Origin of the sequence: Blastococcus tunisiensis (genome assembly GCF_900112815.1) — a bacterium.
In the GTDB taxonomy this organism is placed as follows: Bacteria; Actinomycetota; Actinomycetes; order Mycobacteriales; family Geodermatophilaceae; genus Blastococcus_B; species Blastococcus_B tunisiensis.
Genome location: NZ_FOND01000002.1, coordinates 202,967 through 228,031, shown reverse-complemented (window position 1 = coordinate 228,031; position 25,065 = coordinate 202,967). Strand labels below are relative to the sequence as shown.

Annotated in this window: 23 protein-coding genes and 1 tRNA gene; 9 read left to right on the top strand and 15 right to left on the bottom strand. The window is 74.8% G+C overall.

The features are described 5' to 3' along the window. Window positions 1-3: 3 nt before the first annotated feature. The 6 genes from BM142_RS03575 to BM142_RS03550 all read right to left on the bottom strand — a co-directional run bounded on the left by BM142_RS03575 (window position 4) and on the right by BM142_RS03550 (window position 5,446). Window positions 4-195, bottom strand: coding sequence for a hypothetical protein (locus BM142_RS03575; protein ID WP_092195395.1), 192 nt, complete (start codon window positions 193-195; stop codon window positions 4-6). Continuing rightward, complete coding sequence (locus tag BM142_RS03570) at window positions 195-2,987, bottom strand: helix-turn-helix transcriptional regulator (protein WP_092195394.1); 2,793 nt, start codon at window positions 2,985-2,987, stop codon at window positions 195-197. The genes BM142_RS03575 and BM142_RS03570 overlap by 1 nt, the downstream gene beginning before the upstream one ends. A gap of 78 nt (window positions 2,988-3,065) precedes the next feature. After that, window positions 3,066-3,138 (bottom strand) — tRNA-Thr (locus BM142_RS03565). Window positions 3,139-3,317: 179 nt separating this feature from the next. Beyond that, on the bottom strand, window positions 3,318-3,770 hold the full coding sequence (locus tag BM142_RS03560; RefSeq protein WP_139228751.1) for a hypothetical protein: 453 nt from the start codon (window positions 3,768-3,770) through the stop codon (window positions 3,318-3,320). Between the two features lie 175 nt (window positions 3,771-3,945). Continuing rightward, the gene (locus BM142_RS03555; RefSeq protein ID WP_092195392.1) at window positions 3,946-4,443 is read right to left on the bottom strand and encodes a hypothetical protein; all 498 of its coding nucleotides are present in this window, start codon (window positions 4,441-4,443) and stop codon (window positions 3,946-3,948) included. Window positions 4,444-4,726: 283 nt separating this feature from the next. Then, a complete protein-coding gene (locus BM142_RS03550) occupies window positions 4,727-5,446 on the bottom strand; it encodes a hypothetical protein (RefSeq protein ID WP_139228750.1) in 720 nt (239 codons plus the stop codon). Window positions 5,447-5,596: 150 nt separating this feature from the next. Here BM142_RS03550 and BM142_RS03545 point away from each other — a divergent pair, with 150 nt between their 5' ends. From BM142_RS03545 to BM142_RS03530, 4 genes are all read left to right on the top strand, one after another. After that, window positions 5,597-6,508 carry a universal stress protein gene (locus tag BM142_RS03545; protein ID WP_092195390.1) on the top strand — a complete coding sequence of 304 codons (912 nt, stop codon included), beginning with the start codon at window positions 5,597-5,599 and terminating at the stop codon, window positions 6,506-6,508. Window positions 6,509-6,559: 51 nt separating this feature from the next. Continuing rightward, entirely contained in the window at window positions 6,560-7,333 is a 774-nt protein-coding gene (locus BM142_RS03540) for an ABC transporter permease (protein WP_092195389.1), read from the top strand. Between the two features lie 103 nt (window positions 7,334-7,436). After that, the gene (locus tag BM142_RS03535) at window positions 7,437-8,783 is read left to right on the top strand and encodes a S1C family serine protease (protein WP_254790510.1); all 1,347 of its coding nucleotides are present in this window, start codon (window positions 7,437-7,439) and stop codon (window positions 8,781-8,783) included. Between the two features lie 85 nt (window positions 8,784-8,868). Next, complete coding sequence (locus BM142_RS03530) at window positions 8,869-10,146, top strand: DUF445 domain-containing protein (protein WP_254790509.1); 1,278 nt, start codon at window positions 8,869-8,871, stop codon at window positions 10,144-10,146. A 126-nt stretch (window positions 10,147-10,272) separates the two neighbouring features. On the opposite strand, the gene rlmB is transcribed toward BM142_RS03530, so the two are convergent. Genes rlmB through BM142_RS03505 form a run of 5 tightly spaced genes read right to left on the bottom strand, consistent with a single transcriptional unit; the run spans window position 10,273 to window position 14,397 of the window. After that, the gene (gene rlmB, locus BM142_RS03525) at window positions 10,273-11,262 is read right to left on the bottom strand and encodes a 23S rRNA (guanosine(2251)-2'-O)-methyltransferase RlmB (RefSeq protein WP_254790508.1); all 990 of its coding nucleotides are present in this window, start codon (window positions 11,260-11,262) and stop codon (window positions 10,273-10,275) included. Further along, window positions 11,244-12,647: a cysteine--tRNA ligase gene (gene cysS, locus BM142_RS03520; protein ID WP_092195387.1), complete on the bottom strand. Its 1,404-nt coding sequence runs from the start codon at window positions 12,645-12,647 to the stop codon at window positions 11,244-11,246. The genes rlmB and cysS overlap by 19 nt, the downstream gene beginning before the upstream one ends. 42 nt (window positions 12,648-12,689) lie before the next feature. Further along, a complete protein-coding gene (ispF, locus tag BM142_RS03515; RefSeq protein WP_092195386.1) occupies window positions 12,690-13,211 on the bottom strand; it encodes a 2-C-methyl-D-erythritol 2,4-cyclodiphosphate synthase in 522 nt (173 codons plus the stop codon). Next, window positions 13,208-13,870: a 2-C-methyl-D-erythritol 4-phosphate cytidylyltransferase gene (gene ispD, locus BM142_RS03510; RefSeq protein WP_217640547.1), complete on the bottom strand. Its 663-nt coding sequence runs from the start codon at window positions 13,868-13,870 to the stop codon at window positions 13,208-13,210. The genes ispF and ispD overlap by 4 nt, the downstream gene beginning before the upstream one ends. Before the next feature lie 44 nt (window positions 13,871-13,914). Next, window positions 13,915-14,397, bottom strand: a complete 483-nt coding sequence (locus tag BM142_RS03505; protein WP_092195384.1) for a CarD family transcriptional regulator — start codon at window positions 14,395-14,397, stop codon at window positions 13,915-13,917. A gap of 130 nt (window positions 14,398-14,527) precedes the next feature. Here BM142_RS03505 and BM142_RS03500 point away from each other — a divergent pair, with 130 nt between their 5' ends. Further along, a complete protein-coding gene (locus tag BM142_RS03500) occupies window positions 14,528-15,376 on the top strand; it encodes a UbiA family prenyltransferase (RefSeq protein WP_092195559.1) in 849 nt (282 codons plus the stop codon). Between the two features lie 35 nt (window positions 15,377-15,411). Here the strand turns inward: BM142_RS03500 and BM142_RS24080 are convergent, their stop codons facing one another. Both BM142_RS24080 and BM142_RS03490 read right to left on the bottom strand, forming a co-directional pair. Continuing rightward, window positions 15,412-16,404 (bottom strand): hypothetical protein, encoded by a 993-nt coding sequence (locus BM142_RS24080; RefSeq protein ID WP_139228749.1) that lies wholly within the window; start codon window positions 16,402-16,404, stop codon window positions 15,412-15,414. A gap of 10 nt (window positions 16,405-16,414) precedes the next feature. Continuing rightward, window positions 16,415-17,005 (bottom strand): RNA polymerase sigma factor, encoded by a 591-nt coding sequence (locus BM142_RS03490; RefSeq protein ID WP_092195383.1) that lies wholly within the window; start codon window positions 17,003-17,005, stop codon window positions 16,415-16,417. A 202-nt stretch (window positions 17,006-17,207) separates the two neighbouring features. Here BM142_RS03490 and BM142_RS03485 point away from each other — a divergent pair, with 202 nt between their 5' ends. From BM142_RS03485 to disA, 3 genes are all read left to right on the top strand, one after another. Beyond that, window positions 17,208-17,795: a copper chaperone PCu(A)C gene (locus tag BM142_RS03485; protein ID WP_092195382.1), complete on the top strand. Its 588-nt coding sequence runs from the start codon at window positions 17,208-17,210 to the stop codon at window positions 17,793-17,795. A gap of 55 nt (window positions 17,796-17,850) precedes the next feature. Further along, window positions 17,851-19,215, top strand: coding sequence for a DNA repair protein RadA (gene radA, locus BM142_RS03480; RefSeq protein WP_092195381.1), 1,365 nt, complete (start codon window positions 17,851-17,853; stop codon window positions 19,213-19,215). A gap of 116 nt (window positions 19,216-19,331) precedes the next feature. After that, window positions 19,332-20,417 (top strand): DNA integrity scanning diadenylate cyclase DisA, encoded by a 1,086-nt coding sequence (disA, locus tag BM142_RS03475; RefSeq protein WP_092195380.1) that lies wholly within the window; start codon window positions 19,332-19,334, stop codon window positions 20,415-20,417. Here the strand turns inward: disA and BM142_RS03470 are convergent. Beyond that, complete coding sequence (locus BM142_RS03470; RefSeq protein WP_092195379.1) at window positions 20,408-21,088, bottom strand: MucR family transcriptional regulator; 681 nt, start codon at window positions 21,086-21,088, stop codon at window positions 20,408-20,410. The two genes, disA and BM142_RS03470, sit on opposite strands and share 10 nt — an antisense overlap. Window positions 21,089-21,165: 77 nt before the next feature. Here BM142_RS03470 and BM142_RS03465 point away from each other — a divergent pair, with 77 nt between their 5' ends. Further along, entirely contained in the window at window positions 21,166-22,068 is a 903-nt protein-coding gene (locus BM142_RS03465; RefSeq protein ID WP_092195378.1) for an HhH-GPD family protein, read from the top strand. Window positions 22,069-22,258: 190 nt separating this feature from the next. On the opposite strand, the gene BM142_RS03460 is transcribed toward BM142_RS03465, so the two are convergent. Continuing rightward, window positions 22,259-24,793 (bottom strand): ATP-dependent Clp protease ATP-binding subunit, encoded by a 2,535-nt coding sequence (locus BM142_RS03460; protein WP_092195377.1) that lies wholly within the window; start codon window positions 24,791-24,793, stop codon window positions 22,259-22,261. Window positions 24,794-25,065 lie beyond the last annotated feature (272 nt).

The following is a 25,065-nucleotide window of genomic DNA, read 5'->3' as shown; positions in this document are numbered from 1 at the left end:
CGGCTACTGCTGGCCGCCGCCCCGCTTCCGCTTCTCGACCACGTGCTGCAGCCCCTCGCGCAGCGCCTGCTCGAGCGTGAGGTCGGGCGTGTCCGCGACCACCTGGCGCAGGTCGTCTGCGAGCTGGTCGTCGATCTCGACCGTCTCCTCCTCGTCGTCGTCACGGTTGAAGAGGGAGAACTTGAACGGCGACATCAAGAGCCTTCCAGGAGAGCGACCGGTGCCTTCGGGGCAACCTTGGCGGCAAGCACCGCGGCTTGTCCACGGTTGCTGACCTGCAGTTTGTGCAGGACACGGGACACGTGGACCCCGACCGTGCGTTCGCTGATGAACAGGGTGCGGGCGATCTGCCGGTTGGTCGCGCCCGTGCCCAGCAGCGCGAGGACCTCGTGCTCCCGGTCGGTGAGCCCGTAGGGCCGCTCCTCGGCCGCCGCGCGGGGCGCGGGTGCCGGCGCCAGCCGCGACCGGGCGAGCAGCGCGTCGATCTCGGCGAGCAGCGGAGCGGCACCGAGCCGCCCGGCGATCTCCCGGGCCGCCGACGCCGCCGCGGAGGCCCGGTCGCGCCGCTTCGCGGCCACCTGGCACTCGGCCTGGCGGAACAGGCAGTACGCCTCCTCCAGGGGGCGGTCCACGGCCCGCCACAGGTCCACCGCCGCCGCCCAGCCCTGGGCCGTGGCCTCGCCGCGCGCCCGGTCGAGCTCGTTGCCGGCCGTGCGGTGGTCGGCCGCGTGGCCGACGTCGTCGTCGGTCGCGGGCGCGAGGACGTCGAGCTGGTCGCTCAGCCACGCGAGCCGGGCGTCGGCGTCGGCGTCGGCGCGGCCCGGCACCGGTCCGCGCCGGTCGGCCTCGTTGCGGCAGCCGATGACCAGCAGCTCCGTCCGGAACGCCGTGTCCTGCGTGTGGGCCAGCCGCTGCAGCGCCTCGACCACGGTCCGGTGCGCGCCGGCCGGATCGCCCTCCCGGGCCAGGAGTGCGGCGGTGACCGTGGCGATGGCCGCGACGACGGTCGGTTCGTCGACGTCCCGCAAGGCGGCAGCCGCCTCCAGGCTGGCCCGCGCACCGGCCGTGTCGCCCGTGGCCAGCCGCAACTCGGCACGCTCCAGGTGCAGGTGCAGGCCCTGCCCGTGCGTCACCCGGCCGTCGAGCAGCTCCGCCAGCACGGCCTCGCAGCGCGCGTACCGGCCGCGCCGCCGCAGCAGGTTCGTGGCGTTGCAGGCCAGGGCGGCGCCCACCGCCAGCTCCAGGCCGTACTCCGGCAGCAGCCCGAGCCCCTCCACCGCGGCGGCGCACGCCTCCGCCGGCATCCCCAGGTACTCGTAGGCGATCATCAGATTGGCGTAGCTGCGGCACAGCACCGCGCGGTCCTCGACGTCCCGGGCGAGCCGCACCCCCTCCCGGAGCACCTCCAGGCCGGTGGCGTCGCCGAGGAAGGTCGCCGCCGCCCCGCGCGTGGTCAGCGCATCGGCGAGGACCGCCCTGGTGCCGTGGTCCCGGGCCGCCGCCACCGACCGGTCGGCGCTGCGGATCGCGTCGTCGAACTCGGCCATGATGAAGGCCCCCCGCGCCTGCGCGCCCCAGACCTGGGCGTGGCAGGCGGTCACCTCGGGGTCGAGGGCCTCGGCCGCCTCGGCGTACGCCTCCCGGCTCCGGCCGGTCTGCCCGGCCTCCCACAGGAAGCAGCCCAGCCGTTCCAGCGCAGTGGCCCGGTCGGCGGCCGGGACGGTGCGGTCGTGCAGGGCCTCCTCCAGGAGGGCGACGGCCGCGTCGTGGTCACCGGCGAGGCGGGCGACACCCGCCGCCTCGAGGGCCAGGTCCAGACCTGCACCGGCGGCCCCGCCGTGCTCCAGGGCCCGCCGGAAGTGCGCCCAGGACTCGGCGTAGGCATTGAGCTTCCGGGTGGCGCGGGCGGCCCGGAGGGCCCACTCGGCGGCCTGGTCGGTGGCGCCGGCGGCCTCCCAGTGGACGCTGACCGCCGTGGCGGTGACGACGTCGTCCGTGGCCCCCGCCGCGAGCGCCCCGGCCGCGCGGGCGTGCAGGTCCCGGCGCTCGAACGGGAGCAGCTGGTCCAGGACCGCGTCGCACATCAGGCTGTGCCGGAAGGCGTAGTCACTCCCCTGGACGACGAGGACGCCGGCCTCCACCGCCTGCCGGACGGCCGCTCCGTAGCGCTCCGGCGGCAGGTCCGACGCGCGGGCGAGGTGCTGGTCGGACACCCACAGCCCGAAGACGGCGGCGACGCGGACGAGCGCGGCCGCCTCGGGTCCGAGCCTGCGGACCCGGGAGAGCAGCATGTCCGTGACGCGCCGGGAGCCGGGATCGCGCACCAGCTCGCCCAGCAGGTACGGATGCCCCTGGGTCTGCTCGAACCAGTGGTCGGCGTCGACCCGCTCGCTGCCGGTCATCGCGGCGACGAGTTGCCGCGTCTCCTCCCGGTCGAGCCGCTGCAGCTCGACGCAGGAGGAGCCCGGGAGCCGGAGCAGCTCGGCGACGGCCTCCACCACCCGGCCCACCGGAGGGCTCTCGTCGTCGCGGAAGGTCAGGATCAGGCTGAGCCCGCGGCGCACGGCGGTGGACGCCAGGTAGACCAGGACGTCGCAGGTGGTCTCGTCGGCCCACTGCACGTCGTCGATCACGAGCGTGGTCGACGTCGGCGACCCGGTGGGGGCCAGGGCGTCGGCCCACCTGCGGATCGCCCGCAGCCGCTGCTCGGCCGACTGCTCGACGTCGTCCGGGGACCCGGGCCAGCCGCCGCGTGCGTCGAAGATCTGCTCCAGGGCGGCGAGCGGCAGCGGCTGGCCGGCCAGCTGGAGGCACGCCCCCTCGACGACCTGGGTGACCGCGCCGGCGCGCTCCGCGGCGACGAGCGAAGACTTCCCGACGCCGGCCTCGCCGCAGACGACGACCACGTGCCCCGGCTCGGCGAACGCCGCGGCGACGGTCGCCCGATGGTGCGCCCGCCCGATGTAGGGGACCGCCACCCCGATCACCCGGACATCCTGCCTCCGGCGACCGGCGGCGTCCAGGCTCTGCGGCCTTCCCCTGACCGGGGGCCGCGCGGACGGCGGAGCCGACGAGGGGACTTGAACCCCTAACCGCCCGATTACAAGTCGGGTGCGCTACCAGTTGCGCCACGTCGGCGGGACATGGGAACAAGTCCCGGGACAAGTCTAGGGACAACGCAGGGGACAACTGCGCGGCAGTGGGTGACGGCGTGCTTCACCTCGTGGCTGTCGGCCCCGCACCGGGTCTCAGGTGACGACCCGATACCAGACGCGGGCACGGAAGATCGGAGACGGCGTCCGCAGTTCCAACGGCACTCACGGTCGAGCAGACCGCCGGCGACGACCCCGCCGCCGCACCAGTACGTCCAGCGAGACTCCGACGATGACGTTGAGCAGGTAGCCCCACAGCGGAGAGCGGCCGCGCATCACGACCAGCCCGGGCGGCACGGACGCGAGCACCGGAGCGCCCAACTGCCAGGTCACGAGGAACCACCCGGCGACCGAGCGCTGTCGGGGCGTACGGCCGTCGGCGCGCTGGAACCGCCTGACCAGAGCGTGCACTCCCGCATTCACCGGCAGCACGACGAAAGGCCCGGTCTGGACGCCGGCGCGGCCGGCGAGCCGACGCACCAACGGCAGCAACCCGAGTGTGAAGCCGGCCAGCAAGTACGACAGGTAGAGCCCCTGGAGGTACTCCGGCCGCCGCACCGACTCGGGCACGTCGCCGGACACCCGCTCCTCCATCGTTCCCTCCGCAGGTCGCGTCACCGCCGCAGCCTGCCCGCTCCGACCACGCGTCCCCCACCAGCGGTGTAGCAACAGATCTTGGTGGCCATGCCCGGCCCGTGCCAGACGAGGGGTTGGACTCGGACGGACAAGGGTGCGCCAGGCTGACGCACCCTTCGACCACCGCCGGGTCACGCAGCGGACCGCGCGTGCGTGATCAGCGACCTCCGTGCCGTGAAGGCGAGCGCGGACCGCTGTTGAGGCGTACGGCTCGTCCCGGCCCCGTCTGCCAGCGCCACCCCATGACCCCGTAGCCACCCAGGACGACGAGGTTGAGCCAGTTGCCCCAGGGCCAGCGCCCCTCGGCCGCCGAGAACACGAGAAAGCAGACCAGGGCTGCGCCGAAGGCGGCGTAGAGCACCACCAGCCACAGCGGGAGCTGCCGGCGTCCGCCTCCCGGTCCTGTCTGCCGCTCAGCCAGCTCCACGACAGCCGCCCGCAGGCGGTCATCCTGCAGCTCCCGGCCCCAGGCGGCAGCACGCTCGACCACGGGCACGTCACTCCGCTGAAGTCCGTGACGCCGCTTCATCTCCAGGGGGACGTACGCGTCCGCCGCCATCCTTGCGCGTCGCCACGACTGACGACCACCGGCCCACCACGCGACCATCGGGACGCCCACGAGTACGAGCACCCCTGCCGCGATCGCGATCACCACGACGAGATCCTGGCCGAGCCCCTTCGTCGTCGGAATCGGTAGGCCCCGCAGTCGCCCGGACGTGTGGCCTGCGTGCAACCACACACCGACCGCGGGCCCGAGCCGAGGCCGGCCGGCGTTCCACGTCACACGGATCCGCGTCCAAGGCCGAAGCCGGCGTGTCCCAGGTCCTGCTCAGGGCATCAGGCGGCGGACCTCGAGAACGCGCAGGTCACTGGCCTCGTTCCCATACGACACGTCGGCGGTGGTCACCGCCATGGCCGCGTCGATCGCAGGCGGCGCATCAGGCCGCGTCGCTCCCCGCCGCCTGGTCCCCTTCGGCGGAGGCGCCGCGGATGTAGGCGGAGGGGTCGCTCCCCGGCGCCGGCCCGGCGGCGAGCCAGGTGGCGAAGCCGGCCGGGTCCCGCCGCTCCAGCTCGTCGAGCGTCTCCGCACGGCGGCGCACCAGCGCCTGGCGTTCGGCGGCACTGAGCCGCCCGCCGAGGGCGGCGGAGGTGCGCAGCCACTCCCGGCCCAGCGCCGCGGTCGGCAGGCCCGGCACCGGCGACGTCCGCTCCGCCGTCGTCGGCCGGCTGCCCTCCGCCGCAGCCCCGGGCAGGAAGAGCACCTCCCTGCCGGCGGGTGAGGGCGCCGGGTCCGCCGACCGCCCGGGCCACCGCGGCCCCGACCGGGCGACGCGGACGGCGAGCCAGGCGAGCGCACCGATCGCCCCGGTCAGCAGGGCCAGCACTCCCCCGGCCAGCACCGTCAGCCCGATCAGGGCCAGCAGCAGCGCGACCGTCCAGGCGCCGGCCTGCACCGCCGGGCTCACGACCGGATGCCGCTCCCTCCCGGTCCCGTCCCGGGCCATGCCCACGACGACGGCCGCGGCGAGCACCCCGGCCACGGCGACGGAGATCAGCCCCGGCGCCCGCATCCCCAGTCCTCCGACGACGGCGAGCAGTCCTACGCACAGTGCGCCGCCCCAGCGGAGCAACCGGATCAGGGGACGGCGGTGGGGCACGGTGGGCCTCCTGGGCGACGCCGGACAGGGCCCTCCCCGTACCCGTCGAACGCTCCGCATGCACACGGCGACCCGGGGTCTTCCCACCGTCCGCCGGGCGGAGGATCCTCGGGGTCGGGACGGAACCGGCTGATCCCCCGGAGGTACACCGTGACGACCTCGACCCCCCTCGCCCCGCAGGAGCGGCCCCGTCCGGCGGCCGCGGAGGACGACACGACCCGCGCGGTGCTCGTCGGTGTGGACGGCTCGGAGTGCGGGCTGGAGGCCGTCCGCTGGGCGGTGCACGAGGCCGCCCTGCAGGGTGCACCGCTGCGGATCCTGCACGCCGCTCCCTACCTCGGCCCGGCCGGCCCCGGCGGCGCCCCACCGCCGGAGCTGCACCGGGCGCGGCGCATCACGGCCACCGCCTACACCGTGGCGCGGCACACCGACACGACCGTCCAGGCGGACACCGAGGTCGTGCCCGGGAAGCCGACCGACGTGCTGCTCCAGGCGGCGCCGGCGGCCCGGCTCCTCGTCCTCGGCAGCGCGGCGACCGGTTCGGCCGACGAGCTGGTCCTCGCGTCGGTCGCCGGCCGTGTCGCCGCCCGGTCCCCGCGGCCGGTCGTCGTGGTGCCCCGGCACCGGCCCGGCGACGCCGGGGACCGCCCCGTCGTCGCCGTGCTCGGCATCGGTGACCGGGAGGACGACGAGGCGGTGGCGGCGTTCGCGGCCGGTGCAGCCGTGCGCCGGGGGCTCGGCCTGACGGTGCTGCAGACCCGCTCCCCGAAGCGGACCGTGCCGGCCGGCTGGGCCGACGACGAGGCGGAGTGGCGGCGGCGGTACCCGGAGCTGCCCGTCACCCGCGCCGAGCTCCCCGCGCCGCACGCCGAGCAGCTCCTCGGCGCCACCTGCCCGGCCCCGCTGCTGGTGATGAGCGCCGGCACCGGCAGCCTGCTGCACCGCACCCTGGACGGCCGCCACCGGTGGCTGCTCCGGCACGGCACCTCCCCGATGGCGCTGGTGCCGCCCGTCCACCGCCCGGGCCAGGAACCGCGCGAGGAGATCGTCGCGCTCGGCTGAGCCCCCCGGGCACGGCCGGTCCGCGGGGCCGGCCCGGCATGATCGCGTGCCGTGGGTGCCTCCGTGGTCGAGCTCGGCCCCCGGCTCGCCGTCGTCCTGGTCGCCCTGACCGCGCTGGCGGCGGTCGCCGGACGGCTCTCGGGCCTCGGGCAGGACCGCCCGGTGGTCGTCGCGGCGGTGCGGGCCGCGGTGCAGCTGGCCGCCGTCTCGGCCGTCCTGGTCGCCGTCGTCGGCTCGCTGTGGCTCTCCGCCACCTTCGTCCTGCTGATGCTCGTCGTCGCCTCGGCGACCTCGGCGGGACGGATCACCGGGAAGGGGCTGCGGGACGGGCGTCCGGCCGACCGGCTCCTGGCGGCCGCCCCGATCCTCGCCGGGACGGCGCCGGTCGTCGGACTGGTCCTGGCCAGCGGGGCGGTACCCCTGCGCGGCGAGGCGGTCATCCCTATCGCCGGCATCGTCATCGGTGGGGCGATGACGGCGACGTCCCTGGCCGGACGACGGCTGCGCGACGAGCTGACCGACCGGCGCGGCGAGGTCGAGGCAGCCCTCGCCCTCGGCCTCCTCCGGCGGGACGCGGTGCTGATGATCGCCCGGCCGGCCGGGGCGACGGCGCTCATTCCACCGCTGGACCAGACCCGCACCGTCGGGCTGGTCACCCTCCCGGGCGCGTTCGTCGGCGTCCTGCTCGGCGGCGGCAGCCCGCTGCAGGCCGGCGCCGCCCAGCTGCTCGTGCTCGTGGGCCTGCTGGCCGCCGAGGTCCTCGCCGTCTGGACGGTCACCGAGTTGGTCGCCCGAGGAGCCCTGCTCGACGCGGTACCGAATTGACCCGTTCAGGAATCTCACAGCCGGTCCACAGCGCTGAACAAGAGCGTGCGCCCACAGTGGAGCCATCGCAGCCGAACGGGCTGCTCGCGAGGAGGACAGCGACGTGACTGAGCAGGGACACCGCCCGGTGCCGGGCACCGATCCGGTGGCCGGACCGCCCACCGGCGACGAGGAGAACCGCACCGCGACGGCGCAGTTCCCCTCGTACGGGTACGGCTCGACCGGCTCGCCGTGGGCGCCGCCGAACGCCACGGCCCCGCAGCCGGCCCCGCAGCCGCCCTCCTACCCCGGCTACGGCGGGCACCCGACCCCGCCCGCGACCGAGACGCCCGCCGCAGCCGCCCCCGCGGCCGCGCGCACCGGCCGCCTCCGGATCGGGCTCGCCGGCCTGGTCGCCGGTGCGCTCATCGGTGGCGGCGCGGGCGCGGGCGTCGCCGTGCTGGCCGACGACCCGGCGGCGACCTCCGGGACGGGCTCCGCCGCCCAGACCGTCGTCATCGAGAACCCGGAGAGCGCCACCACCGCCACGGCGGTCGCCGCCAAGGCAGCGGCGAGCGTCGTGACCGTGTACGTGTCGGGCAGTTCCGGGTCCGGCAGCGGCTCCGGCGTCGTCCTCACCGCAGACGGCTACGCCCTCACGAACAACCACGTCGTCGCCGGAGGGGGGAACGGCAGCGCGGTGCAGGTGCGGACCTCCGACGGCACCCTCTACGACGCCGAGATCGTCGGCACCGACCCGGCCTCCGACCTCGCCGTCCTGCGGCTGGACGGCGCCGACGACCTGACCCCGGCCACGTTCGCCGACTCCGACGACGTCCAGGTCGGCGACATCGCGGTCGCCATCGGCGCGCCGCTCGGGCTGACGAACACCGTCACCGACGGCATCATCAGCGCCACCGACCGGGCCGTGGCCACCGGCTCGACCCAGGACGACGCCACCGTGCTCGACGCGCTGCAGACCGACGCCGCCATCAACCCCGGCAACTCCGGGGGTGCGCTGGTGAACGGCGCCGGTGAGGTGATCGGGATCAACACCGCGATCGCGACCGTCGCCTCGGGCGTGCCGGGGTCGCAGTCGCAGGCCGGCAACATCGGGGTCGGGTTCGCCATCCCGAGCAACACCGCCGAGCGCATCGCCCGGGAGATCATCGAGACCGGTTCGGCGACCCGTGCCTTCCTGGGCGTCACCGCGCGCAACGCCTCGGACGGCCGGAACGCCGAGGTCGGCACCGGTGCGGAGATCAACTCCGTCGAGCCGGACAGCGCCGCCGCGGATGCCGGGCTGCGGCCCGGGGACGTGGTCACCGCCGTCGGCGACCGCCCGGTGACCAGTTCGACCGAGCTCACCGCGGCGATCCGCAGCCACGCCCCGGGCGAGACGGTGGAGCTGACCCTCCGCAGCGGCGGCGAGGAGCGGACCGTCGAGGTGGCGCTCGGCTCCACCGGCTGAGCGGACGGCCCCCTTGCAGGGGCCCGCGCCGCGAGCCTGCGAGCGGCGAGGGGGGCAAGGGGGTCCTTTAACTAGGCTGCTGCGGGTGCCGGCTTCCGTGACCGCCCCCCTCGCGGGCTCCCTGGACGACCCCGCCAAGGCCCGGGACCTGGCCCGCATGAAGCGGCTGGCGACCGGCCTGTTCCTGGCCGCGGCCGCCGTCTTCCTCGCCTGCGTCCTGCTGGGCGAGGACGCCGGCGCCTGGGTGGGATACGTGCGCGCCACCGCCGAGGCCTCGATGGTCGGCGCCCTGGCCGACTGGTTCGCCGTGACCGCGCTGTTCCGCCACCCGCTGCGGCTGCCGATCCCGCACACGGCGATCATCCCGCGCAAGAAGGACCAGATCGGCGAGAGCCTGGGCGCCTTCGTGCAGGAGAACTTCCTGACCCGGGCCGTGGTGGAGGAGAAGCTCACCACCGTCGACGTCCCCGGGCGGCTGGGGGACTTCCTCGGCGCCCCCGGCCGCCCCGAGCGCCTGGCCGGTGACGCCTCTGCCGTGCTCACGGCGCTCACCTCGCTGCTGCGCGACGAGGACCTGGAGCCGGCGGTGGCGGCCCTGGTCGACCGGAAGCTGCACGAGACCCCCGCCGCCCCGGTGCTGGCCCGCGTCCTGGAGCTCGTCGTCGAGGGCGACCGGCACCAGGAGGTCCTGTCGGCCGCGCTGCGGCTGCTGGCCCGGTTCCTGCACGACAACCGGCTGGTCTTCCGCGCGCAGTTGGGCGACGCCTCCCCCGCCTGGGTGCCCGACTGGGTCGACGACCGCGTGTTCGACCGGGTGTTCGCCGGGCTGCAGGGCTTCCTCGAGGAGGTGGGCGACGACCCGCGGCACGAGCTGCGCCGCTCCTACGACGCGCGGCTGCGCGCCTACGTCCACGCCCTCCGGACCGACGACGACACCGCCGCCCGCGTCGAGGAGCTGAAGAAGGAGCTGCTCGAGCACCCGGCGGTGCGCACCTGGTCGGGCTCGCTGTGGCGGAACGCGAAGAACGCCGTCCTGACCGCCGCCGCCGACCCGGAGTCGGAGCTGCGCGCCCGGATCGCCGGCCTGATCGGTGACGGCGCCCGCCTGTTGCGGACCGACCAGACGGTGCGTGAGCTCGTGCAGCGGCACGCCCACCGGATCGCCGGGGCCCTGGTCGAGCGGTTCTCCGGCGATCTGGCGGAGCTGGTCAGCAGCACCGTCGCGCGCTGGGACACCGAGGAGACCAGCCGGCGGATCGAGCTCCAGGTCGGCCGCGACCTGCAGTGGATCCGGGTCAACGGCACCGTCGTCGGCGGCCTCGCCGGCCTGGTGATCTACACGGTCGCGCAGCTGCTGTCGTGACGAGCGGGCCCGGCGGGTCCGTGAGGGCCCGACCCGGCCTCCGGGGGGCACGCGGGGATCAGCCCACCTGATCGTGGAGCGTCCTCCCTCACCGCCCACCGTGAGGGAGGACGCTCGATGATCAGGTCAGCTGATCATCGAGCGGCGGGCCGCGGCGGCGGCGTAGAGCGCGATGCCGGCCGCCACGCTCACGTTGAGGGACTCGGTGTCGCGGTCGATCGGGATGCGGACGACGACGTCGCACCGCTCGCGCACCAGGCGCGACAGCCCGGTGCCCTCGGCGCCGACGACGAGCGCCACGGGGTCGGCGAAGCCGTCGAACTCGTGCAGGTCGACGTCCCCGTCCCCCGCCAGGCCCACGGTCATCAGCCCGGCATCCTGGTAGGAGCCGAGCGCGCGGGCGAGGTTGACCGCCCGGGCCACCGGGATGCGGGCCGCCGCCCCGGCGCTGGTGCGCCACGCCGACGCGGTCATCCCCACCGCGCGGCGCTGCGGGACGACGACGCCGTGGGCGTCGAAGGCGGCCGCGGACCGGACGACGGCACCGAGGTTGCGCGGGTCGGTGACGCCGTCCAGCGCGACGATCAGCGGCGGCCGCCCGGAGTCGGCGGCCAGGTCCACCAGGTCCTCGGGATGGGCGTAGTCGTAGGGCGGCACCTGCAGCCCGATGCCCTGGTGCAGGGCGCCCTGCGACATCCGGTCGAACTCGGCCTTGCCCACCTCGAGCAGCGGCAGCCCCCGGTCGGCGGCCAGGGCCAGCGCCTCGGCGATGCGCTCGTCCGTGCCGCGCTGGTTGTCACCGGTGACGACGTACAGCGCGGTGGCGGGGATGCGGGCGCGCAGCGCCTCGACGACCGGGTTGCGGCCGAGGAGGAGCTCCGGCTGCTCCTCGGCCTTGGCGCGGGCACGGGCGCGGTCGGCCCGCTGCCGCTGCTCGGCGGCCGCCTTCCGCTGGGCCGGGTGACCGGGCCGCGCCTCGGCCGGCGGGGTCGCGCCCCGGCCGGCGAGCGAGCGGCGGTTCTTGCCACCGGTACCGGCGGTCGCCCGCTTCTTGCCTGCGCCGTCGCTGCGGCCTCGGCGCTGGCTGTTGCCGGCCATCAGCGGCTCAGCTCCCATCGGGGTCCATCGGGGGTGTCCTCGACGGAGACGCCGAGGGTGGAGAGCTGGTCGCGGATCGCGTCAGCGGCGGCGAAGTCCTTGCGGGCCCGCGCGGCCTGCCGCTGCTCCAGCGCCAGGGAGACGAGGCCGCCGGTGACCTGCGCCAGCCGCCCGTCGTCACCACCGGCCGACCAGCGCGGGTCGAGCGGGTCCAGGCCGAGCACGCCGAGCATGGCGCGCACCGACCCGAGCGTGCCGGCGGTCGCGCTGTCGTCGCCGTCGGCCAGCGCCGTGTTGCCCTCGCGGACCGTCTCGTGGATCGCGGCGACGGCCGCGGGCGTCCCGAGGTCGTCGTCCAGGGCGTTGGTGAAGTCGGCGCAGAGCACCGGCGACCCGGCATCCGAGCCCACCCGCTCGGCGGCCCGCCGCACGAAGGACTCGATCCGCCGGAACGCCACGCCCGCCTCGGCCAGCGCCTCGTCGGTGAACTCGATGGTCGACCGGTAGTGCGGCGCGACCAGGTAGTAGCGCAGCTCGATGGGGCGCACCCGCTGCACGACCTCGTCGACGAGCGCGGTGTTGCCCAGCGACTTGCTCATCTTCTCGCCGCCCAGGGTGACCCAGCCGTTGTGCAGCCAGTACTGGGCGAACCCGTCGCCGGCGGCCCGCGACTGGGCCTGCTCGTTCTCGTGGTGCGGGAAGCGCAGGTCCAGGCCGCCGCCGTGGATGTCGAACTCGGGGCCCAGGTAGCGCTCGGCCATGGCCGAGCACTCCAGGTGCCAGCCCGGGCGGCCGCGACCCCAGGGGGTCGGCCACGAGGCGGTCCCCGGCTCGTCGGCCTTCGCCGCCTTCCACAGCGCGAAGTCGCGCGGGTCGCGCTTGCGCTCGTCGGTCTCGGTGTCCGCGGCCGGCTCGAGGGCGTCCAGCTTCTGGCCGGTCAGCTCGCCGTACCCGGCGAAGGACCGGACGTCGAAGTAGACGTCGCCGTCCACCGCGTAGGCGTGCCCGCGCTCGACCAGGCGCTCGATCAGCGCCACCATGTCGGGGATGTGGCCGGTCGCGCGCGGCTCGTAGGTCGGCGGCAGGACGCCGAGGACGTCGTAGGCGCGGGTGCAGGCGAGCTCGTTCTCGTACGCCCAGGCCCACCACGGGACGTCGTGGGCCGCGGCCTTGGCCAGGATCTTGTCGTCGATGTCGGTGACGTTCCGGACGAACGTGACGTCGAACCCGCGGGCGTCCAGCCAGCGGCGCAGCACGTCGAAGACGAGCGCGGCGCGGACGTGGCCGACGTGCGGCGGGCCCTGGACGGTGAGACCGCAGACGTAGAGCGACGCCCGACCGGCACGCAGGGGCGTGAAGTCGCGGACCGCGCGTGCGGCCGTGTCGTACAGGCGGAGGCTCACTGAGCGGAGTTTACGGAGCGAGGCATCATTACTGCCGGGAGTCTACGGAGTCCCGACGGGCGCTTCCGCCTCCGGAGCGGTCCCCTCCCCCGTCCGGACCACCAGCGCGGTCGCGACGGCGGCGCGGCCCTCACCCCGCCCGGTCAGGCCGAGTCCGTCGGTGGTGGTCGCCGCGAGGCTGACCGGCGCCCCGAGCGCGGCCGACAGCACGGCCTCGGCCTCCTGCCGCCGGGGCCCCAGCTTCGGGGTGTTCGCGACCAGCTGGACCGACGCGTTGCCGATCTCCCAGCCCAGCGCCGTGACCACGTCGCGCACGTACTCCAGGACGGCGACGCCCGCGGCCCCCGCCCAGCGGGGGTCGTCGGTGCCCAGCAGGCCGCCGATGTCGCCGAGGCCGGCGGCGGACAGGACGGCGTCGGTGAGGGCATGGGCGACCACGTCGCCGTCGGAGTGCCCGGCGCAGCCGTACACGTCCGGCCACTCCAGCCCGGCCAGCCGGCAGGGCCGCCCGGCCACGACGGGGTGGACGTCGGTGCCGATGCCGACGCGCGGCAGCGGGGTCACCGGCGCACCCGCGCTTCCGCCGTCTCGAGGTCGTGGGCGACGGTGACCTTGGCGGCCCGCTCGTCGCCGGGGACCGTGGTGACCGGGATGCCCGCGGCCCGGACGACGGCTGCGTCGTCGGTGAGGTCCGCGTCGGGACCCAGCGCGGCGTAGGCGGCGGCCAGGATGGCGCGGTCGAACCCCTGGGGCGTCTGGACGCGACGCAGGTGTGCCCGCGCGGGGGCGTCGGTGATCACGCCCGCATCGTCCACCACCACCGTGGTGTCGACGACCGGCAGCGTCGGGACGACGGCGGGCTGCCCATCCGCCAGGGCGGCGAGCACCCGGGCGACGACGTCGGGCGGGGTCAGGGGGCGGGCGGCGTCGTGCACCAGGACGACGTCGGCGTCGGCGCTCGCCGCGGCCAGGCCGGCCCGGACCGACGCGGTCCGGGAAGCGCCGCCGTCGACCAGCCGGACGTCGGGGGGCAGGACGGCGGCGAAAGCATCCCGCCGCCCCGGTGGCACGGTGACCACGATCTCGGCCACCCCGCCGGCCCGCAGTGCGTCGACCGACCAGGCGACGAGTGGCCGGCCGGCCAGCGGCACGAGCGCCTTCGGCAGGTCCGAGCCCAGACGCAGACCACTCCCGGCCGCTGCGACGATGCCGACAGCGTGCACGGGAGTGGTCAGGATGGTGCGGGAGAGCTCGGCTCGCGCCGGGCTCAGCTGGCGAGGACCTCGTCGAGGAGGACCTCGGCCTTGTCCTCGTTGGTGCCCTCGGCGAGCGCGAGCTCGCTGACCAGGATCTGACGCGCCTTGGAGAGCATCCGCTTCTCGCCGGCGGAGAGCCCGCGGTCCTTGTCGCGGCGCCAGAGGTCGCGCACGACCTCGGCGACCTTGTTCACGTCACCCGAGGCCAGCTTCTCGAGGTTGGCCTTGTAGCGGCGCGACCAGTTGGTCGGCTCCTCGGTGTGCGGTGCGCGCAGGACCTCGAAGACCTTGTCCAGGCCCTCCTGGCCGACGACGTCGCGCACGCCGACGATCTCTGCGTTGTCGGCCGGAACGCGCACGGTGAGGTCGCCCTGGGCGACCTTCAGCACGAGGTAGGCCTTCTCGACGCCCTTGATGGTCCGCTGCTCGATCGCCTCGATCAGTGCGGCACCGTGATGCGGATAGACGACGGTCTCGCCGACAGTGAAGCCCATGTGGATGTGACCCCTTTCGCTGTCCCCAGGTTACCACGGCAGACTGACCAACGGATCGGGATCGAGCAGTAAATCTGCAGGTCAGCGCGCCGGTGACGTGGTCGAGAGGGGTTGACAGAGCGTGGTCGATGTGCCTCCGCGGCGCCGCGCGGTGGCCGCGCGGGTGGGTGCGCTGGCCGCCGCCACCCACGCCGGGCCGACCGTCGCCGTCACCACCGTGGCCACCCTGCTGGCCGTGGCCGCGGGGGTGCCCGCCGGCCGGGTGGTCCTGCTCTCCGCCGCCGTTCTCGCTGGTCAGGCTTCCATCGGGTGGAGCAACGACTGGCTGGACGCCGACCGCGACCGCGCCGTGGCACGGGCCGACAAACCCGTCGTCCAGGGAGCGGTGGCGCCCTCGCTGCTGCGCTCGGCGGCGCTCGGTGCGGCCACCCTCGCCGTCGTCCTGTCCCTGCTCCTCGGCCTCGTGCCGGGAGTGCTGCTGCTCGTGCTGGTGGCCAGCGGCTGGGCTTACAACGCCGGCCTGAAGCGGACGGCTGCCTCCGCCGTCCCCTACGTGACCGGCTTCGGCGCACTCCCCGCCGGGGTGGTCGCCGCCGCCCCGGGCGCGCCGGCCGCACCCTGGTGGCTGGTCGCGGCCGGTGGCGCGCTCGGGGCCGCGGCGCACCTCGCCAACGTCGCGCCGGACCTCGAGGACGACCTCGCCACCGGCGTGCGCGGGCTCCCCCACCGGCTCGGCGCGCAGGCCTCGGCGGTCACGGGCGCGCTGCTCCTGGGGGCGGCGTCGCTGGTCCTCGTCCTCGGCCCCGAGGGGCCGACGACGACCACCGGCTGGATCGTGGTCGTCCTGGCGGTGCCCGCGGTGGTCGTGGCGGCGCTGGCGGGCACCGCACGGTTCCGCCGGCTGGCCTTCCCCGCGGTCATGCTCCTGACGGTGCTCGACGTGGCGCTGCTCGTCGCGGGCGGCGCCTCGCTGGTCTGAGGGTGGCCGGCCGGTCGCCGGCCACCCTCGGCCGGTCAGCCGCGGCCGTTGCCCCCGCCGTTGCCCCCGGCGTTCCCGCCGCCGCCGTTGCTGTTGCCGCCACCGCCACCATTGGCGTTGCGGCCGCCGTCGGTGGTGCCGGCCCCGGCCGCACCGCCGTTGCCCCGGCCCCCGCCCCGCTGGGTCGCCGCCGTCGGCCCGGCGGCCGGGCTCTCGGGGACGGCCTCGGGAGCCGGGGCCGTTCCCGGGTCGGCCAGATCGGCACCGTCGAGGCCGAGGGCGTCGACGTCCACCCCCTCGGCCGCCAGGTCCTCGAGGTCCATGCCCTTGGCGCGGGCGCGGGCGCTGACGAGCTCACCGAAGCGGACGCCCAGCGCCTCCGCGACGTCGTGCTTCGTGCCGGCGCTGACCCACGCGCCGAAGGAGGGATAGGCGTCCGGTCCCTCGTCCGCCCACACCTGGGCCTCGGAGGCGGCGTCCACGGCGGGCGTCTCGTCGTCGGACTCCACCACGGCCGGGTCCTCGGCGAGCGGCTCCTCGACCGCGGGCTCCTCGACCGGGTCGGCCTCCTCGCTCCCGGGGAGCTCGAAGGGCGTCACCGTCTCCACGGCGGCCGCGACGGTGTCCTGCACGGGGTCCGGGAGGACGCCGACGGCCCCGGCGCCGGTCACCACGACGAGGGCGACCCCGGCGCCGGTGGCCGCCTGGGCGACGGCGCCGGCCGAGAGGAACTTGGCGAAGAGAACGGGAAGGATCATGGCGGTGCGTCTCCGGATCCGGGGGGCGCCGAGCGACGTCGGGCTCCCGGTCGATCGGGCCGTCCGGGTGGACGGGCTCGGCTGGTCGGTGAGAAGACCGGTGGCCAGCAACTCGGCCAGTGCCGCGTTCGGGCGTCCCGGCCGGGTCGCCGTCGCCCTGACCGCGCCCGCGAAGGCCGCCAGTTCGGCGCCCTCCTCGGGCACGGGCCGGCCGACGAGGTAGGCCTCGAAGGCCTCCTCGACGTCGCGGTCGTCGGCTGCAGTGGTCATCTCACCTCCGTCATCGCCGGGCGGCCGCAGAAGGGTGCGCGGCCACCCCCACCCGTTCGGAGGAAGTCGCGAGTTCCTCCCGGAGGGCGCGCAGGCCGCGGCGCTGCAGCGCCTTCACCGACGCCACCGAGCGGCCGATGACCTGGCCGACCTGCTCCACGGTCAGGTCGCCGAGCACGCGCAGGAGCACGACGGTGCGCTGGTCGTCCGGCAGCAGGGCGCACAGCCGGTGGACGCCCTGCGCCCCCAGCTGCAGGAACGCGTCGTCCTCGACGTCGCCCCCGACGTGCCGGTCGAGCGCGGCGTCGTCGTCCGCGGTCCGGGGGCGCCGGCTGCGCCGGCGCCAGTCGTCCACCAGCCGCCGGTGGGCGATGGTGAAGACCCACGCCCGGAGAGCGTCCTCGTCGCCGCGGAAGCCCCCCAGCCCGGTGAACACCCCCAGGAAGGTCTCGCTGGCGAGGTCGTCCGGTTCGACGGCCCCGTGCAGCCGCAGGTAACCGGTCACCGCCGGCGACAGGTCCCGGTAGAGGGCCTCGAACGCCCAGGGGGCGCCGGCCTGCGCCGCGGCCAGGACGTCGTCGAAGGGCAGACCGGTCGCCATCGATCCCCTCTCCGCCCGGCAGTGCTCCCTCTCCTCATCGGTAGCCCGACCGCCCGGCTGGACGTCGCTCCCCCGGACGGGCGACTCGCGGGGCACGCACCTTCCCTCCGGGCGGAGCACCAGGGGCGCCCGTTAGGCTCCGGTCGACCCGCGTCACCGATCCCCCGGTGCCCGGACCGGTCTTTGCTGGAGGTCGACGGCTGTGAACCGCGCGCTGCGCGCCGCCACTGCGGGCGTGCTGCTTCTGTCCCCCGTCGCGCTCTCGGCGTGCAGCGCGGGGCAGGTGACCCAGACCGCCACGCAGGAGCGCGACAAGGTGGGCGCGATGGCGCAGATCGGCGACATCACCCTGCGCGCGGCCGAGCTGGAGACCCCGCGCGGCGGCAGCTACGACGCCGGGGACGACGCCGAGCTCACCCTCGCGCTGGTCAACGGCGGCCAGGACGACGACACCCTGGTCGCGGTCGACGGCGAGGGCTTCGGGGACGTCGAGATCGAGGGCCCCGGGAGCTCCGACGAGATCGAGATCGCGGCGGGCCAGACGGTGTTCGTCGGCGAGGACGACGCCTCGATCAGGCTCACCGACCTCGACGACCCGCTCATCACCGGGCAGTTCCTCGAGCTCACCCTGACCTTCGAGAACGCCGGCGAGGTGACGCTGCCGGTGACGGTGTCGACGCCGGACGACGTCCAGGACCGTGGCGAGACCTTCGACTTCCACCACGAGGAAGAGGGCGGGGAGGAAGGCGCCGAGGAGGCCGCGCGCGAGCGCGAGTCCGCCGGCGAGTAGTCCTCTCCACGTCGCCCTCCCGGGAACCGTCACACCCCGCGGTTAGCGTCGTGGCGTGCCGCCCGCAGGAGTGAAGTCCGCCCGCCCCGCCCACCGCTGCACCGAGTGCGGCTACGCCTCGGCCAAGTGGGTGGGTCGCTGTCCCGAGTGCCAGGCCTGGGGGACGATCCAGGAGTTCGGCGCCCCCGCCGCCGCCCTGCGCGCGGTGTCGGCCGGCCCGGTCACCGCCCCCGCCCGTCCGATCGCGCAGGTGGAGCTCGCCGGCGCCCAGGCGGTGCCCACCGGCATCGCCGAGTTCGACCGGGTCCTGGGCGGTGGCCTGGTCCCCGGCGCCGTCCTGCTCGTCGCCGGTGAGCCGGGCGTCGGCAAGTCCACCCTGCTCCTGGAGGTCGCGCACCGGGTCGCGGAGCGCAACGGGCCCGCGCTGGTGGTCTCCGGGGAGGAGTCGGCCGGGCAGGTGCGGCTGCGCGCCGAGCGGATCGGCGCGCTGCACGAGCGGCTCTACCTGGCCGCCGAGACCGAGCTGTCCGCGGTGCTGGCGCACATCGAGCAGGTGCAGCCCACGCTGCTGATCCTCGACAGCGTGCAGACCGTCCGGTCGCCCGGCGACGGCACCGACGGCGGGGCGACCCAGGTCCGGGCGGTGGCGAGCGCGCTCACCGCCGTGTCCAAGAGCCGCGGCATGACGACGATCCTGGTCGGCCACGTCACCAAGGACGGCGCGATCGCCGGGCCCCGCACGCTGGAGCACCTGGTCGACGTGGTGGTCTCCTTCGACGGCGAGCGGCACTCCACGCTGCGGCTGGTGCGCGCGGTCAAGAACCGGTTCGGCCCGGCCGACGAGATCGGCTGCTTCGAGATCGGCGATGCCGGCGTCGTCGGGGTGCCCGACCCGTCGGCGCTGTTCGTCTCCCGCCGCACGGCACCGGTCCCCGGCAGCTGCGTCACGGTCACCATGGAGGGCAGCCGCCCCCTGCTGGCCGAGGTGCAGGCGCTCGTCGCCGGAACCGGCGGTGGCGGCTCGCCGCGCCGCGCCGTCAGCGGGCTCGACGCCCAGCGGGTCGCGATGGTCAACGCGGTCGTCGAGCGCCGCGGCGGGGTCAAGCTCGCCGAGGCCGACGTCTTCACCGCCTCCGTGGGCGGCGTCCGGATCGCCGAGCCGGCGGCCGACCTCGCGCTGGCGCTGGCCATCGCCTCGGCCGCGAAGGACCGCGCGCTGCCCGAGGGGATGGTCGCCCTCGGGGAGGTCGGGCTCTCCGGGGAGATCCGGCGGGTCGGCGGTGCCGGCCGGCGCCTGGCCGAGGCCGCGCGCCAGGGGTACACGACCGCGCTGGTCCCCGTGGACGCCGGCACGGCGCCCCCGGGCATGCGGCTGATCGAGGTCCCCGATCTGGGGGCAGCCTTCCACCGCCTGTTCTAGCTCTCTAGAGTCTCGTTAGGCGCCGGCACCGATCCCGCGGGGGACCCGAGCGGAACTCCGCGCGGTGCCGGACACGTAGACTCGGCCCCCGCACCACTCGACCGTCAGGAGCGTTCGTGCCCACCGAGGTGGATCCCGAGGTCGCGTTGCGCGAACTCCTCGGCCGCATCGCCCCCGGAACCGCGCTCCGCGACGGGCTGGAGCGCATCCTGGCCGGCCGCACCGGCGCCCTGATCGTGCTCGGCTACGACCGCGTGGTGGAGTCGCTGTGCACCGGCGGCTTCGCCCTGGACGTCGCGCTGTCGGCCACCCGGCTGCGCGAACTGGCCAAGATGGACGGCGCGGTGATCGTCTCCTACGACGGCACCCGCATCGTGCGGGCCGGCGTGCACCTGATGCCCGACCCGACCATCCCCACCGAGGAGTCCGGCACCCGGCACCGGACCGCCGAGCGGGTGGCCCTCCAGACGGGCTTCCCGGTGATCTCGGTGAGCCAGTCGATGCACATCATCAGCGTCTACGTCGCCGGCCGCCGCTACACCCTCGAGCACCCGACGACGATCCTGGCCCGCGCCAACCAGGCCCTGGCGGCCCTGGAGCGGTACAAGCTGCGCCTCGACGAGGTGGCGAGCACGCTCTCCGCGCTGGAGATCGAGGACCTCGTCACCGTCCGCGACGCGATGAGCGTGAGCCAGCGGCTGGAGATGGTCCGGCGCATCGCCGACGAGATCGAGGGCTTCGTCGTCGAGCTCGGCACCGACGGCCGGCTGCTGGCCCTCCAGCTCGACGAGATGCTCGCCGGGGTCGAGGAGGACCGCGGGCTGCTGGTGCGCGACTACCTGCCCAGCGGCGGCCGCCGCCCCCGGACGATCGACCAGGTCCTCGTCGACCTCCGCGCCCTGACGGCGACCGAGCTCCTGGACCTGTCCGCCGTCGCCCGCTGCTACGGCCTGCCCACCTCGCCGGATGCCCTCGACTCCCCCGTCAGCCCGCGGGGCTACCGCCTGCTCAACCGGGTCCCCCGGCTGCCCTCGGGGATCATCGACCGGCTGGTGGAGCACTTCGGCGGCCTCCAGAAGCTCCTGGCCGCCACCATCGAGGACCTGCTGTCGGTCGAGGGCGTCGGCGAGGCGCGCGCCCGGGGGATCCGCGAAGGACTCTCCCGGCTGGCCGAGACCTCGATCCTCGACCGCTACAGCTGAACGAGGGTGATCGGGGCGTCCGGTGACACCTCGGTGTCCAGCCGCGCCCGCAGGACGTAGGGCCCCGGCGCCGGGTTCCCGCGCGGGACGGTGCACGTCGGCTCGCTGGTGAGCCCGCCCCAGACGAGCGGGATGCTCACCACCTCCCCGGGCGCCAGCGTGCGGGCGTCGCTGCTGGCCTCCGGGAAGCAGTCGTTGCTCCCCCACACCCGGTTGCCCGCCGCGTCCAGCATCACGATCTCCTGCAGCCCCTTGTCGAGCGCGCGCACGCAGGGCACCGCCGAGACGTTCGCGACGGCCAGCTCGAAGGTCGGCTTGCTGCCGACGGGCACCTCCGCCGGCGCCCGCACCTCGAGGGTGATCATGTCGTCGGTGCAGGGCCCCCCGGCCAGCGGTTCAGGGGGCGCCTCCGGCGGTGCGGCCTGCGTCACCGCGACCGGAGGCGGGTCGGGGGTAGCGACGGCGGTCACTGACGGCACGACCCGCGCCAGCGCGGGCTCGGGCACCGGCTCGGTCCGGTCCGCGGCCGCCGCGCCCGTTCCGTCGCGGCCGGACAGGAGCGCGACGCCCAGCCAGGCCAGCCCGCCGAGCAGGGCCAGGAGGACGACCAGCACCACGATCCGCCGCCGCCAGTAGACGCGCGCGGGGAGCCGGCCGACGGGGTGCCACACCCGGCGAACGGTAGTCGGCGCCGTCAGGCCGCACCGGGTCGGCACGCCGCTCCCCGGGGACGGCAGACTGGTCCCCCGTGACCAGCACCCCGTCGGCCCCCGCGGCGGCCGGGGAGGCGATCGTCGACTGGTACGCCACCGCCGCCCGTGACCTGCCCTGGCGCCGGCCCGGGGTCGACGCGTGGGCGGTGCTGGTCAGCGAGGTCATGCTGCAGCAGACGCCGGTCGCGCGGGTGGAGCCGGTGTGGCGGGACTGGATGGCGCGATGGCCCACGCCGGCCGCGCTGGCCGCCGTCCCGCCGGCGGACGTCATCCGCGCCTGGGGGAAGCTGGGCTACCCGAGGCGGGCGCTGCGGCTGCGCGAGGCCGCGATCGCGCTGGTCGACCGGCACGGCGGCGTCGTCCCGCCCGACGTGGCGGCGCTGGAGGCCCTCCCGGGCGTCGGGACCTACACCGCCCGCGCGGTGGCCTGCTTCGGTTACGGGCAGCCCCAGCCGGTGGTGGACACCAACGTCCGCCGGGTCGTCGCGCGGCTCGTCCACGGGCGGGCCGAGGCGGGGAACGCCCGCGCCGCCGACCTTCCCGACGTCGCCTCGCTGACACCGCCGGACCCCGGCCGGGCGGTGCGCTTCTCGGTGGCGGTGATGGAGCTGGGCGCGCTGGTCTGCGTGGCCCGCTCCCCCCGCTGCGCGGCGTGCCCGGTCCGCGACCGGTGCGCGTGGCGGCTGGCGGGGGCGCCGGCGCACGACGGCCCGGCCCGGCGGGTGCAGCGGTTCACCGGTACCGACCGGCAGGTCCGCGGCCGGCTGCTCGACGTGCTGCGGGCGGCGGACGAACCGGTGGACGCCGCGGCCCTCGAGCCCGCCTGGGACGACGCCGTCCAGCGGAGCCGCTGCCTGGACTCGCTGCTCACCGACGGCCTGGTCGAGCAGACCCCCGACGGCCTCTTCCGCCTCCCCCTCGGGGATCAGGGGACCTGATCATCGGGCGTCCTCCCCCACGGTGTGCGGTGAGGGAGGACGCTCCACGATCAGGGAGGCTGATCGTGGAGGGGGCCCGGGGACGACGAAGGGGCCGCCCCCACCGTGTGGTGGGAGCGGCCCCTGTCGCGGCCCGTTCGGATGGCTCACCCCGGGCGTGCGAGGGGTGAGCCCTGAACGGGGCCTCCTGCTACTCGGCCGCTGCCGCGGGCCCCTCGTCGTCACCCTCGGCGCCCGAGAGGGCCACCGGCGGGGTGTCGGGCAGGTCGATCGGCTTGGCCTCGCCGCGGAAGGTGAACTTCGCGTCGGTGCCCTCGCCCTCGACGTCCACCACGATGATCTGACCAGCGGTCAGCTCGCCGTAGAGGATCTTCTCCGACAGCGCGTCCTCGATCTCGCGCTGGATGGTCCGGCGCAGCGGCCGGGCACCGAGCACCGGGTCGAAGCCGCGATGGGCCAGCAGCTTCTTCGCGGCCGGGGTGATCTCCAGCGCCATGTCCTTGTTCGCCAGCTGGGTCTCCACGCGGGACACCATGAGGTCGACGATGTTGACGATCTCGTCCTCGGTCAGCTGGTGGAACACGACGATGTCGTCGATGCGGTTGAGGAACTCCGGCCGGAAGTGCTGCTTGAGCTCCTCGTTGACCTTGAGCTTCATCCGCTCGTAGTTGCTCTGGGTGTCGTTCCCGACCTGGAAGCCCAGACCCACGGCCTTCGAGATGTCCCGCGTACCGAGGTTGGTCGTGAGGATCAGGATCGTGTTCTTGAAGTCCACGATCCGGCCCTGGCCATCGGTGAGCCGGCCGTCCTCGAGAACCTGCAGCAGCGTGTTGAACACGTCGGCGTGCGCCTTCTCGATCTCGTCGAAGAGGACCACCGAGAACGGCTTGCGCCGCACCTTCTCGGTCAGCTGGCCACCCTCGTCGTACCCGACGTAACCGGGAGGGGCACCGACGAGACGGGACACCGTGAAGCGGTCGTGGAACTCACCCATGTCGATCTGGATCAGCGCGTCGTCCTCACCGAACAGGAACTGCGCCAGCGCCTTCGCCAGCTCCGTCTTACCGACACCCGAGGGGCCGGCGAAGATGAAGGAACCACCGGGACGGCGCGGGTCCTTGAGGCCCGCCCGCGTACGCCGAATGGCCTGGCTGACGCTCTTGATGGCCTCTTCCTGGCCGATGATCCGCTTGTGGAGCTCGTCCTCCATGCGGAGCAGACGCGTGGTCTCCTCCTCGGTGAGCTTGAAGACGGGGATGCCGGTCCAGTTGGCCAGCACCTCGGCGATCTGCTCGTCGTCGACCTCGGCGACGACGTCCATGTCGCCGGCCTTCCACTGCTTCTCGCGCTCGGACTTCTCCGCCAGCAGGGTCTTCTCCGTGTCGCGCAGCGACGCGGCCTTCTCGAAGTCCTGCGCGTCGATCGCCGACTCCTTCTCGCGGCGGATGCCGGCGATCCGGTCGTCGAACTCGCGCAGGTCCGGCGGGGCGGTCATCCGCTTGATCCGCATCCGGGCCCCGGCCTCGTCGATCAGGTCGATCGCCTTGTCCGGGAGGAAGCGGTCGGAGATGTACCGGTCGGCCAGCGTCGCCGCCGCCACCAGCGCGGAGTCGGTGATGCTGATCCGGTGGTGCGCCTCGTAGCGGTCGCGCAGGCCCTTGAGGATCTCGATGGTGTGCTGCAGCGTCGGCTCGCCCACCTGGATGGGCTGGAACCGGCGCTCGAGAGCGGCGTCCTTCTCCAGGTGCTTGCGGTACTCGTCGAGCGTGGTGGCGCCGATCGTCTGCAGCTCACCGCGGGCCAGCATGGGCTTGAGGATGCTGGCGGCGTCGATCGCGCCCTCCGCGGCACCGGCACCGACGAGGGTGTGGATCTCGTCGATGAACAGGATGATGTCGCCGCGGGTGCGGATCTCCTTGAGCACCTTCTTGAGGCGCTCCTCGAAGTCACCGCGGTAGCGGGAACCGGCGACGAGCGCGCCGAGGTCCAGGGTGTAGAGCTGCTTGTCCTTGAGCGTCTCGGGCACCTCGCCCTTGACGATCGCCTGGGCGAGGCCCTCGACGACGGCGGTCTTGCCGACGCCGGGCTCGCCGATGAGGACCGGGTTGTTCTTGGTCCGCCGCGACAGGACCTGCATGACCCGCTCGATCTCCTTGGCCCGCCCGATGACCGGGTCGAGCTTGGAGTCGCGGGCGGCCTGCGTCAGGTTGCGGCCGAACTGGTCGAGCACCAGCGAGGTGGACGGGGTGCCCTCGGCGGGGCCACCGGCCGCGGCCGGCTCCTTGCCCTGGTAGCCCGAGAGCAGCTGGATGACCTGCTGGCGGACGCGGTTGAGGTCGGCGCCGAGCTTCACCAGGACCTGGGCGGCGACGCCCTCGCCCTCGCGGATCAGGCCGAGCAGGATGTGCTCGGTGCCGATGTAGTTGTGGCCGAGCTGCAGGGCCTCGCGCAGCGAGAGCTCCAGCACCTTCTTGGCCCGCGGGGTGAAGGGGATGTGACCGGACGGGGCCTGCTGGCCCTGCCCGATGATCTCCTCGACCTGCTGGCGGACGCCCTCGAGGGAGATGCCCAGGGACTCCAGCGCCTTGGCAGCGACGCCTTCGCCCTCGTGGATCAGGCCCAGGAGGATGTGCTCGGTGCCGATGTAGTTGTGGTTGAGCATCCGGGCCTCTTCCTGGGCCAGGACAACAACGCGGCGGGCTCGGTCGGTGAACCGTTCGAACATCTGCTGCTTCTCCTTCGACCGGCTGGTCCGGCACTGCCCTTCCCTGGTCTGGGGAAGGAGCACCCGACATCCGTCGGCGCTGGGGGCACCGGTCTTTCCACTGTAGTCGCGGACCACGCCGTCCTGTCGTGAGTGCACGGGGACGGTGGGTGGCTGTCCGGTCCAACCGATGGTGGACGACGGGTGTTCCGGGCCGGTTACGCCGTCAGCGGACGCGCCGATCGGCCCAGGTGGAGGCGCCGCGACGCCGGGCGCACGGGCACGGGGACGAC

Bases quoted from the DNA above. Each gene is read 5' to 3' on its own strand.
- BM142_RS03575 (WP_092195395.1), bottom strand. From the start codon at position 195: ATGTCGCCGTTCAAGTTCTCCCTCTTCAACCGTGACGACGACGAGGAG.
- rlmB (WP_254790508.1), bottom strand. From the start codon at position 11,262: ATGGGAGCTGAGCCGCTGATGGCCGGCAACAGCCAGCGCCGAGGCCGC.
- BM142_RS03505 (WP_092195384.1), bottom strand. From the start codon at position 14,397: ATGGGCTTCACTGTCGGCGAGACCGTCGTCTATCCGCATCACGGTGCC.
- BM142_RS24080 (WP_139228749.1), bottom strand. From the start codon at position 16,404: ATGACCACTGCAGCCGACGACCGCGACGTCGAGGAGGCCTTCGAGGCC.
- BM142_RS03490 (WP_092195383.1), bottom strand. From the start codon at position 17,005: ATGGCGACCGGTCTGCCCTTCGACGACGTCCTGGCCGCGGCGCAGGCC.
- BM142_RS03460 (WP_092195377.1), bottom strand. From the start codon at position 24,793: ATGTTCGAACGGTTCACCGACCGAGCCCGCCGCGTTGTTGTCCTGGCC.